At 64.2% G+C, this 9606-nt stretch carries 8 protein-coding genes and 1 pseudogene; 6 read left to right on the forward strand and 3 right to left on the reverse strand.

Features of this window, described 5'->3' with window-relative positions; translation table 11 throughout:
- The first annotated feature begins 1 nt into the window (after position 1).
- The 4 genes and pseudogenes from LB516_RS28690 to LB516_RS28705 all read left to right on the forward strand — a co-directional run bounded on the left by LB516_RS28690 (position 2) and on the right by LB516_RS28705 (position 2845).
- Positions 2 to 439 carry a DsrE family protein gene (locus tag LB516_RS28690; RefSeq protein WP_140617654.1) on the forward strand — a complete coding sequence of 146 codons (438 nt, stop codon included), beginning with the start codon at positions 2 to 4 and terminating at the stop codon, positions 437 to 439.
- Between the two features lie 71 nt (positions 440 to 510).
- Positions 511 to 1295: pseudogene (locus LB516_RS28695) on the forward strand (SDR family NAD(P)-dependent oxidoreductase).
- A gap of 58 nt (positions 1296 to 1353) precedes the next feature.
- Complete coding sequence (locus tag LB516_RS28700) at positions 1354 to 1662, forward strand: putative quinol monooxygenase (protein WP_023770344.1); 309 nt, start codon at positions 1354 to 1356, stop codon at positions 1660 to 1662.
- A gap of 79 nt (positions 1663 to 1741) precedes the next feature.
- Positions 1742 to 2845, forward strand: a complete 1104-nt coding sequence (locus LB516_RS28705) for an AbrB family transcriptional regulator (RefSeq protein WP_140713574.1) — start codon at positions 1742 to 1744, stop codon at positions 2843 to 2845.
- 23 nt (positions 2846 to 2868) lie between these two features.
- Here LB516_RS28705 and LB516_RS28710 read toward each other — a convergent pair whose 3' ends face one another.
- Complete coding sequence (locus LB516_RS28710) at positions 2869 to 3756, reverse strand: LysR family transcriptional regulator (RefSeq protein ID WP_224720820.1); 888 nt, start codon at positions 3754 to 3756, stop codon at positions 2869 to 2871.
- Positions 3757 to 3903: 147 nt separating this feature from the next.
- On the opposite strand from LB516_RS28710, the gene LB516_RS28715 reads away from it, so the two are divergent.
- On the forward strand, positions 3904 to 5439 hold the full coding sequence (locus LB516_RS28715) for an MFS transporter (protein ID WP_224720821.1): 1536 nt from the start codon (positions 3904 to 3906) through the stop codon (positions 5437 to 5439).
- A 39-nt stretch (positions 5440 to 5478) separates the two neighbouring features.
- Here the strand turns inward: LB516_RS28715 and LB516_RS28720 are convergent, their stop codons facing one another.
- Together LB516_RS28720 and LB516_RS28725 are read right to left on the reverse strand one after the other, a co-directional pair.
- Positions 5479 to 6255, reverse strand: a complete 777-nt coding sequence (locus LB516_RS28720; RefSeq protein ID WP_224720822.1) for an esterase family protein — start codon at positions 6253 to 6255, stop codon at positions 5479 to 5481.
- Positions 6256 to 6258: 3 nt separating this feature from the next.
- Positions 6259 to 7425: an ATP-grasp domain-containing protein gene (locus tag LB516_RS28725; RefSeq protein WP_140665180.1), complete on the reverse strand. Its 1167-nt coding sequence runs from the start codon at positions 7423 to 7425 to the stop codon at positions 6259 to 6261.
- Between the two features lie 400 nt (positions 7426 to 7825).
- On the opposite strand from LB516_RS28725, the gene leuA reads away from it, so the two are divergent.
- Positions 7826 to 9565, forward strand: a complete 1740-nt coding sequence (leuA, locus tag LB516_RS28730; RefSeq protein WP_224720823.1) for a 2-isopropylmalate synthase — start codon at positions 7826 to 7828, stop codon at positions 9563 to 9565.
- Positions 9566 to 9606 lie beyond the last annotated feature (41 nt).

A 9606-nucleotide genomic window follows, 5' to 3' on the forward strand; every position in this document is an offset into this window, starting at 1 on the left:
CATGCGCCGACGTGACATGTTCCACGCGGCTCTCGCCGGAGCCGGGACGCTTCTCGGCCTGCGGGCGGTGCAGGCGGCAACCACCGAGCCTGCCAGGCTGAAGGTCGCCTATCACCTCAGCGACCTCGACAAGGTCAATTTCGTGCTCGGCAACATCAAGAACCACTATGAGGGCACGGGCGGCAACGTCGATATCGCGCTGGTCGTGCATGGTCCGGCGCTTGCCGGCTTCAAGTCGAAGGGCATATCGGCGGCGGTTTCGGGGCGCTTTACCGGTCTTGTCCAGCAAGGGCTCGACCCGCATGCCTGCGGCAATACCATGCACGGCATGGATATTACGCTCGCCGATTTGCTCGACGGCTTCCATGCCGCCGACAGGGGTGGCGTCGTCAAGCTCGCCGAACTGCAAAGCCAGGGCTATGTCTATCTCAGGCCTTGAAGCGGCACTGACTTGAATGCAAGGGTGGCAACACCCGCCAAGAAACTTGGAAATCCCCCGGAGGAACAGCAGTGCCAGAGACAGCCCTTGGTCTTGTCATCCCCGATCTCGTCGGCAAGGCGGTGCTGGTCACCGGCGCCTCGACCGGCATCGGCGCGGCGCTCGCGCTCGCTTATGCCGGGCAGAATGCAAGGTGGCGCTGCACTACAATTCCAGCCGCGACGCCGCCGAGAAACTCGGCCAGGCCATCCGCGACGGCGGCGGTGAGGTGTTCCTCGTCCAAGGCGACTTTTCTCTCCCTGCCGATGTCGAACGCGTCGTCGAGGACAGCGCGCGGCATTTCGGCCGGCTCGACGGGCTGGTCAACAATGCCGGCGGCATGCTTGGCCGCGTGCCCTACGCCGAGCAGACCGAGGCGCATTACGACGCGGTGATGGACCTCAACGCACGCTCGGTGCTGACCGCCTCGCGCAAGGCGATCCCGTGGCTGAAAAAACAGGGCGGCTTCATCGTCAACACCTCGTCGATCGCCGCGCGCAACGGGGCGGGCGGCGGCGCCGGCCTTTACGGCTCGGCCAAGGCCTTCGTCTCCAACGTGACGCGCGGCATGGCCAAGGAACTGATCGGCTTCGGCATCCGCGTCAACGCCGTGGCGCCGGGCACCATCCTCACCCCCTTCCACGAACGCTATTCGACCGACGAGCAGATGAAGGGCATGGTCGCCACCATCCCGCAGGGCCGTGCCGGCACGGCGCAAGATTGCGTCGGCGCCTATCTGTTCCTCTCATCGGACCTGTTGAGCGGCTACGTCACCGGCCAGGTGATCGAGGTCAATGGCGGCCAGTTGATGCCTTGACCGGCGACCGGCATACTGGACACACTCCTTTCGCGCCAACCCAGGGGGAGACGAGGACATGTATGGACTGATCGGCAAGATGCGGGCGGCGCGTGGCCAACGCGACGCTGTCATGACCGTGCTGCGTGAGAGCACCGGTGCCCTGCCCGGCTGCCTGAGCTATATCATCGCCACCGATCCGGCCGATGCCGACGCGATCTGGGTGACCGAGGTGTGGACCGATCAGGCGAGCCACAAGGCCTCGCTGCAGCTTCCCGAAGTCCAGGCGGCGATCGCCAAGGCGCGCCCCTTCATCGGCGGCTTCGAATTCCAGGTGGAAACGCATCCGGTGGGCGGCTTCGGCTTGGCTGAAGCCAAAACGGGCTAAGGCGGGCGCCCGAGGCGGAAACATGCTTTTCACGCGCACTTGCGTTCGCATTTTTCGCGTCTGGGGTTAAGACCAGAACATGGATTCCGAGGCCGAGCAGCCAGCTTCCGACCAACCCGCCATCGAGCGCATGACGCGGCTGAGCAAGCCTTGGCAGTGGCTCATCCTGCTGGTCATCTCCGCGCTCTTCGCCGGCGCGCTGGAACTCGCCGCTTTGCCGGCGGCGCTGCTGATCGGACCGATGCTGGCGGCCATCGTCGCCGGCACCAACGGTGCCGCGGTGCGTGTGCCGCGGCTTCTGTTCGGCGCCGCCCAGGCTGTCGTCGGCTGCCTCGTCGCGGCTTCGATCTCGGCCGATATCTTCCCGGTCTTCTACAAGGAATGGCCGCTGTTCCTCGGCGTGGTGATCGCCACCGTCGCGGCCTCGAGCCTGCTTGGCTGGCTGATCAGCCGCTGGCGCATCCTGCCGGGCACCACCGCCGTCTGGGGTTCTTCGCCGGGGGCCGCCACCGCCATGGTGCTGATGGCCGGCGCCTTCGGCGCCGACCAGCGCCTTGTCGCCTTCATGCAGTATCTGCGCGTCATCTTCGTCTCGATGACGGCAGCCCTCGTCGCCAAGATGTGGGTCGACACCTCGGGCATCGAGGTCCCGCCCGTTATCTGGTTCCCCGAGATCGATCCGCAACCCTTCGCCGCCACCATCGGCATGGCGCTCATCGGCGGCCTCGCGGGCAGGCTTTGCCGGCTGCCTTCGCCCTTCTTCCTCGGCAGCTTCATCTTCGGCACAGTCATCCACCTCGGCCTCGGGGTGCCGATGCAATTGCCGCAATGGCTGCTGGCGGTCAGTTACGCGATGGTCGGCTGGGCGATCGGCCTGAACTTCACCAGGCCGATCCTGCGCCACGCGGCACGCGCTTTGCCGCAGATCATCGCTTCGATCATCGCGCTGATCGCGTTTTGCGGCGGCCTTGCCTTCCTCATCAGCCGGCTCGCCGGCGTCGACCCGCTGACCGCCTATCTGGCGACCAGCCCTGGCGGCATGGACAGCGTCGCCATCATCGCCGCCGCCGCGCAGAACGTCGACATCTCCTTTGTCATGGCCCTGCAGTCGGCGCGCTTCCTGATCGTGCTGCTTGTCGGCCCGAGCATTGCCCGGCTGGTAGCCAGAAGCATCAGGGAATGATGAGGGCTGCCACCAGGGCACCGCTATCGCGCGGCTGCCAGGCGTTCGGGCAGGAAATCGACGAAGACGCGCACCTTTGGCGACAGATGGCGATTGGAGGGCCATAGCATCCGGAACTGGCCACGGCCGTCGACATGATCGTCGAGCACGGTGCGCAGCCGGTCCTCGCGCAACGCGTCCCGCACCAGGAAATCGGGCATGCAGGCGATGCCGAGTCCGGCGATCGTGGCGCCTTTCAAAGCTTCCATGTTGTTGCAGGTCAACATTGAACGGATCAGCGGTTGGGCGCTCCCGGTAATGAACGGCCAGTCCAGCAGCCTGCCGCTGTTGAGATAGCGGAAGTTTATGCCGAAATGCCTGATGAGATCCGCCGGCACACCGGGAGTGCCATGGCGATCGAGGTAGGAGGGAGCCGCGCACAGCAGCATGCGGAAGGGCGCAATGGGTCTGGACACCAATCGTGAATCAGGCAGCTCGCCGCTGCGGATGGCGACGTCGATGCCTTCCTCGATGACGTCGACGATCCGGTCGTTGAAATCGATATCGAGCTCGATCTCGGAATAGCGGGCCATGAACTCCGACAGCACCGGCAGCAAAAGATGGTAGGTGACGATCGGGGTGGAGACGCGCAACCGCCCACGCGGCGTCTCCCTTGTCCGCGACAGCATCGCCTCGGCATCGTCGATGTCGTCGAGGATGCGCCGCACGCGCTCGTTGAACAGCTTGCCCTCCTCCGTCAGGCCGATTCGTCGCGTGGAGCGCTGCAGCAGCCGCACGCCGAGTTCCTGTTCGAGCCGCGCGACGCTTTTGCCGACCGCTGAAGCGGAGATGCCGAGCGCCCGGCCGGCGGCGACGAAGCTGCCGAACTCGGCGGTGCGGGCGAAAGCCAGAAGGCCGCTGAGGCGATCCATCATGCTGCTCCATTCGAGCGTTTCAGTCCGTTATATCAGGATATTTAATACTATTATTCCTGATCTGTCTCTGACCTATCTTGGTCCGCATGATCGGCGCCGCGGTTGCGCGCATGCCGGCGCAGACCGCTCAGATAGGAAAAACCCATGACCTTGAAGACCACCACCGGCCCGGCCGAGCGATGGCTCGTGCTCTTGTCGGTATGCCTTGCCGCGATGACGATGCCTCTGACCTTCACCGGCCCGGCCGTCGCGCTCTCCCGCATCGCGGCCGATCTCGGCGGCAGCCCGATCACGCTCAACTGGGTGACCAACGCCTTTATGCTGACCTTCGCCGCCAGCCTGATGGCGGCCGGAGCGCTGGCCGATAATCATGGCCGCAAGCGGATCTTCCTCGTCGGTCTTGCCCTCTACATATTCGCTTCGCTCGGCGCGATGCTGGCGTCCGACATCGCCTGGTTCGACATCTTCAGGGCCGCGCAAGGGCTCGGCAGTGCCTTGGCCTTCGCCGGCGGCGCCTCCGCACTTGCCCAGGAATTCGAGGGACCATCGCGGCTGCGCGCCTTCTCCTTCCTCGGCACCAGTTTCGGCATCGGGCTGGCCTTCGGCCCGATCGCCTCCGGCCTGCTCATCGCCGCCTTCGGCTGGCGGTCGATCTTTGTTCTGGTGATGGCGCTCGCGGCTGGCTCGGCAACCCTCGGCCTGCGCACCATCAGGGAATCGCGTGATCCGGATGCTTCCGGCCTCGACTGGGCGGGCGCCGCCACGTTCACCTTCGCGCTGGCCTCGCTGACCTATGGCGTGCTCCAGGCGCCCCAGAGCGGCTGGACCGACCCGCTGGTGGCAACGCTTCTCGGCGTCGCCGTCCTTTGCTTTGTGCTGTTTGTCGTCGCCGAGCGGCGCGTGCGCCGGCCGATGCTCGATCTCACCCTGTTTCGCTTTCCTCGCTTCGTCGGCGTCCAGTTTCTTGCGGCGGCGCCCGCCTATGGCTTCGTCGTCCTGCTCGTACTTTTACCGATCCGCTTCATCGGCATCGAGGGGATGAGCGAGATCAAGGCCGGGCAATTGATGATCTGCCTCTCCGGACCGTTGTTGTTCCTGCCCTTGCTCGCCGGCCAGCTGGCGCGCTGGATCGCTCCGGCCACGATCTGCGGCGTCGGCCTGCTCGTCGCGGCGGCCGGCCTGGTCTGGCTGAGCCTGACGCCCCCGGTTGAGGTTGCGCTGGTCGCGCCACTGATCCTGATCGGCGTCGGCATCGCCTTGCCTTGGGGGTTGATGGACGGGCTCGCCGTCAGCGTCGTGCCGACGGAGCGGGCCGGGATGGCGGTCGGCATCTTCAACACCACCCGTGTCGCTTGCGAAGGTGTGGCGCTGGCCATCGTCATGGCGACCCTGTCAGGCTTTACCGCCGCGCAACTCGCCGCTCGGGGCGCTGCGCCTTCCAGCGACGCGGCCGCCGCGGCGCAATTGCTGGTGACCGGCAATGTCGGTGGAACCGCGCACCATTTGCCGGCGGCTGGCGCCGCCGTGCTGGTCGAGGCCTACGAAACGGCGTTCGACAGGCTGCTGATCGTGCTGGCGACAGTCACCATCGTCACCGCCCTCGTCGTCTTTCTCGGCCTGCGCCGCGGATCGGCGGCGGAGCACCAGACCGCACCCCTGCCGGCCTGCCAGGAAGGGTAGGTGTCAGCCATTCGCAGGCCAGCTGAATATCAATGCACCTTAGTCCAGCCTGTGCATCAGATCGTCATCCAGCCAGCGGCCGAAGAAATAAACCAGCTGCTTGTGCCACCACGGCCAGTCATGGCTGACGTCACCGCCCCAATAGTCGACCCAGGCCGGAATGGATTTGTCGTGCAGGATCTGTTCCAGCTGGCGCGTCTCGACCAGCATGCGCTCCTCCCATGCGCCCTGCCCACAGCAGAAGATCAGCCTGAGCGCTTTCAGCCGCGCCAGCAGTTTCGGGTCGACGATCCCTGGCAGATAATCGAGCGGCGAATTGTAGAAAATGTCGCCGTCGAGCGCCTTGCCGAAGAAATCGCGGGCCGAATAGACACCCGACAGCGAGATGACGCCGCTGGCGAGCTCGGGAAACCGGAAGACGAAGTTCGAGGAATGGTAGCCGCCCATCGAACAGCCCGAGAACAGCGGCTTCAACCGCCGTCCGCCATTGGCTTGCGCGGCGGTTTCCAGAAAGTCCGGCAGCGCCTCCTCGCGCAGATAGCGGAAATAGGCCTCGTGCCGGTCGATGCGATGCGCGGCATCGACATTCCTGGCGAAGAAGGATTCTGTATCGATGCCGTCGACGGTGAACAGCTGGATGCGGCCGGTATCGACGAACTCGGCGAGCGCCCCCACTCCGCCGGAATCCTCGAACTGGTAGAAGCGGCCCTGCGAGGTCGGGAACACCACGACCGGCCGGCCGGCATGCCCGTAGCGCTTGTACTCCATGTCGCGGCCGAGATTGCGGGCGAAGACCTTGTGATAGGAAATGTCCATGCCTCAAGCCTTTTCGGCGTGGATATAGGCCACCGCCTCGCGCAGATCAGCCTGATCCTTCGAGCGCATCTGGTAGGCGTAATTTCCCATGGCCCGGCTGAAAACCTCTTCTATCGGCTGATGATGGACGATCTTGTCGCGGTGGGCGGCTAGCACGTCCGCATGGCTGTGCAAATAGTCGAGGTGGCGCTTGCGGCTGGCATAGGCGGTGAAATACTTGCCCTCATAAGGGCCGCCGACGGCATCCTTGACCACCATGTCCGCCCATGCCGCGTAGACATCGATGTCGAACGTGTAGTTGATCGCGTCGGTCATCCAGGCGCCGGGCGGCCGCATGTTGACCTCCAGCGCGATGATGCGGTCGTCCCTGGTCTCGAACAGTTCGATGTGGAAAAAGCGCTCGCGCACGTCGAATGCTTTCAGGATCTTGCGGCCGGCCTCCTCGACGGCAGGCCTGATCCGGGGAAAGCAGGTGTAGCTCATGTGGCGGTCCTTGTTGACCACGTCCATGACGCTCTGGTCGTAGCGATGGCTGGCCGCCAGCACCACCTCGCCGTCGCGGTTGATCAATCCGTCATAGGTCACAACCAGCCCTTCGATGAACTGCTCCATGACGAAGGTCACGTCCTCCGGCTTGTCCCGGAAGAACTGGTCGAGCTCTTTCGCATTGGAGATCTTGAACGTGTTCGAAGCGCCGGAGCCCGAATCCGGCTTCACCACCACGGGGTAGCCGACGCGGCGGATGAAGGTCATGGCGCCGGCCCGGTCGGAGCATTTTCGCTGCGCGATCGTCTCGACACCGCTCTTGCGGAAGAAGGCGCGCATGCGGCTCTTGCGCTTCAGATTCTTCACGAAATCGAGCTTGGTGCCGTAGATGTTGAAGTCGGTGCGGATGTTGGCTTCCAGCTCCAGCCAGTGCTCGTTGAGCGATTCGAACCGGTCGATGCGGCCCCATTTGTGGATGAAATGGCCTATCGCCCGGAACACCGGCTCGTAATCCTCCATGTCGGCGACGCGGTAGTATTCCGAAAGCGCCTGCTTCAGCTTGCCGTCGAGCGCATCATAGGGCGCATCGCCAATACCGAGCACGGTCGCGCCGGCCTTCTTCAGCCGGTCGCAGAAATCGGCGCCGTTGGCTGGAAAATGCGGCGAGAAGAACACGAAATTCATGAACGCCCCCTGCCGACGGCACCCGCCGGAAGCCAAGTCTGGCGCATTTGCGGCGCGCGGGGAAGAGCATCCGCGTTAAGATAAAATTCGACGGAGGCCGGCCCGCTTGCCTCCAACAGGCCGCTCCTGTATGAGAGCGGCCATGAACACGCGCCCCACCACCGCTTCCCGTCAGACCGGCTTTGCCGGCGAGACCGTGCGCGCGCTTGCCTCGACCCTGCTTCTTCTCGGCCTTATCGGCGATCGCCGGGTTCGCTGAAGGAGCGCCCGGCGGTCGAACCGCCGCGCAAGCGCATGCTCCTTGGCAAATCATATCAAGCGAACGAAATTCTGGTAAAGGCGCCGCTTGGCTCCACATCCGCCTGAAAGGTGGACCCGCCAGCCGCCGGGAGAAACGACGATGAACGCACGAGAAGACATCCGCGCCAGCGAGGCCGCGACCGGCAAGCAAGTTGGCCGGGGCATGCCGGACGCAGCCCGCAAATATCAGCCCTACCCGACCGTCGGCCTCGCCGACCGGACCTGGCCCTCGAAAGTGATCGACAAGGCGCCGATCTGGTGCTCGGTAGATTTGCGCGACGGCAACCAGGCGCTGATCGATCCGATGGGCCACGAGCGCAAGGCGCGCATGTTCGGCCTGCTGCTCGACATGGGCTTCAAGGAAATCGAGATCGGCTTCCCCTCGGCTTCGCAGACCGATTTCGACTTCGCGCGCTGGTGCATCGAGCAAGGCAACGTGCCGGCCGATGTGTCGTTGCAGGTGCTGGTGCAGTGCCGGCCTGAACTGATCAGCCGCACCTTCGAGGCGCTGAAGGGCGCCACCAACCCGATCGTGCATTTCTACAACTCGACCAGCGAGTTGCAGCGTCGCGTCGTCTTCGAGAAAGATGTCGGCGGCATCAAGCGTATCGCGACCGACGCGGCCAAGATGATCACCGACATGGCTGCCAAGGCCGGCGGCGGCTATCGCTTCGAATATTCGCCGGAGAGCTTCACCGGCACCGAACTCGAGGTCGCTCTGGAGATCTGCAACGCCGTCACCGAGATCGTCAGGCCAACACCCGACAACAAGCTGATCATCAACCTGCCGTCGACGGTCGAGATGTCGACGCCCAACATCTATGCCGACCGCATCGAGTGGATGTGCCGCAATCTCGACAACCGCGAAAACCTGATCATCTCGCTGCATCCGCACAATGATCGTGGCACCGGCATCGCCACCACCGAACTCGGCTTGATGGCTGGCGCCGACCGCGTCGAGGGCACGCTGTTCGGCAATGGCGAGCGCACCGGCAATGTCGACATCGTCACCTTGGCGCTCAACATGTACACGCAAGGCGTCGATCCGGGCATCGACTGCTCCGACATCAACCGGATGAAGGATGTCTACGAATATTCGAACCAGCTGAAGATTCCCGAGCGCCACCCCTATGTCGGCGAACTCGTCTACACTGCTTTTTCCGGCTCGCACCAGGACGCCATCAACAAGGGCATGAAGGCCTTGAAGAAGGCCAACACACCGCACTGGGAAGTGCCATACCTGCCAATCGATCCGGCCGATGTCGGCCGCAGCTATGAGGCCATCATCCGCATCAACTCGCAGTCGGGCAAGGGCGGCATTGCCTATGTGCTGCAGGCCGATTACGGCCTCAATTTGCCGCGCAACCTGCAGATCGAATTCAGTCAGGCTATCCAGGCGATCACCGACGCCGAAGGCAAGGAAGTGCCGGCCAAGCGTATTCATGACCGCTTCCTCGAAACCTATGTCGACCAGCCTGGCGCCCGCCTGAAATTCCTCGATCATCACACTTACCCGGCCACCGAGGTGAAGGGCCGGCGCGTGGTCGAGGCGGTCATCCTCGACAACGGCAAGGAAGTGACGATATCAGGCACCGGCACCGGCCCGATCGACGGCTTCGTCGATGCGCTGTCACGCCATGTCGGCGTCGAGATGTCGGTGCTCGATTATTCCGAGCATTCGATGCAGCGCGGCTCGAATGCGTCGGCTATCTCCTATGTCGAGATGGAATATCCCGGCGGCAAGCTGTTCGGCGCCGGCATCAACACCAACATCGTCGCTGCCTCACTGGAAGCGGTAACGTCAGCGGCCAATCGTATCGTCGGCCGCAACGCGCGATAGTTTACCGTCGGGGGGGGGGGGGGGGGGGGGGGGGGGGGGGG

It is taken from the genome of Mesorhizobium sp. CO1-1-7 (assembly GCF_020164885.1).
Lineage (GTDB): Bacteria > Pseudomonadota > Alphaproteobacteria > Rhizobiales > Rhizobiaceae > Mesorhizobium > Mesorhizobium australicum.

What these genes read in the sequence shown, in the direction of transcription:
- LB516_RS28690 (WP_140617654.1), top strand. Translation starts at nt 2, where the DNA reads ATGCGCCGACGTGACATGTTCCACGCGGCTCTCGCCGGAGCCGGGACG.
- LB516_RS28700 (WP_023770344.1), top strand. Translation starts at nt 1,354, where the DNA reads ATGTATGGACTGATCGGCAAGATGCGGGCGGCGCGTGGCCAACGCGAC.
- LB516_RS28705 (WP_140713574.1), top strand. Translation starts at nt 1,742, where the DNA reads ATGGATTCCGAGGCCGAGCAGCCAGCTTCCGACCAACCCGCCATCGAG.
- LB516_RS28710 (WP_224720820.1), bottom strand. Translation starts at nt 3,756, where the DNA reads ATGGATCGCCTCAGCGGCCTTCTGGCTTTCGCCCGCACCGCCGAGTTC.
- LB516_RS28715 (WP_224720821.1), top strand. Translation starts at nt 3,904, where the DNA reads ATGACCTTGAAGACCACCACCGGCCCGGCCGAGCGATGGCTCGTGCTC.
- LB516_RS28720 (WP_224720822.1), bottom strand. Translation starts at nt 6,255, where the DNA reads ATGGACATTTCCTATCACAAGGTCTTCGCCCGCAATCTCGGCCGCGAC.
- LB516_RS28725 (WP_140665180.1), bottom strand. Translation starts at nt 7,425, where the DNA reads ATGAATTTCGTGTTCTTCTCGCCGCATTTTCCAGCCAACGGCGCCGAT.
- leuA (WP_224720823.1), top strand. Translation starts at nt 7,826, where the DNA reads ATGAACGCACGAGAAGACATCCGCGCCAGCGAGGCCGCGACCGGCAAG.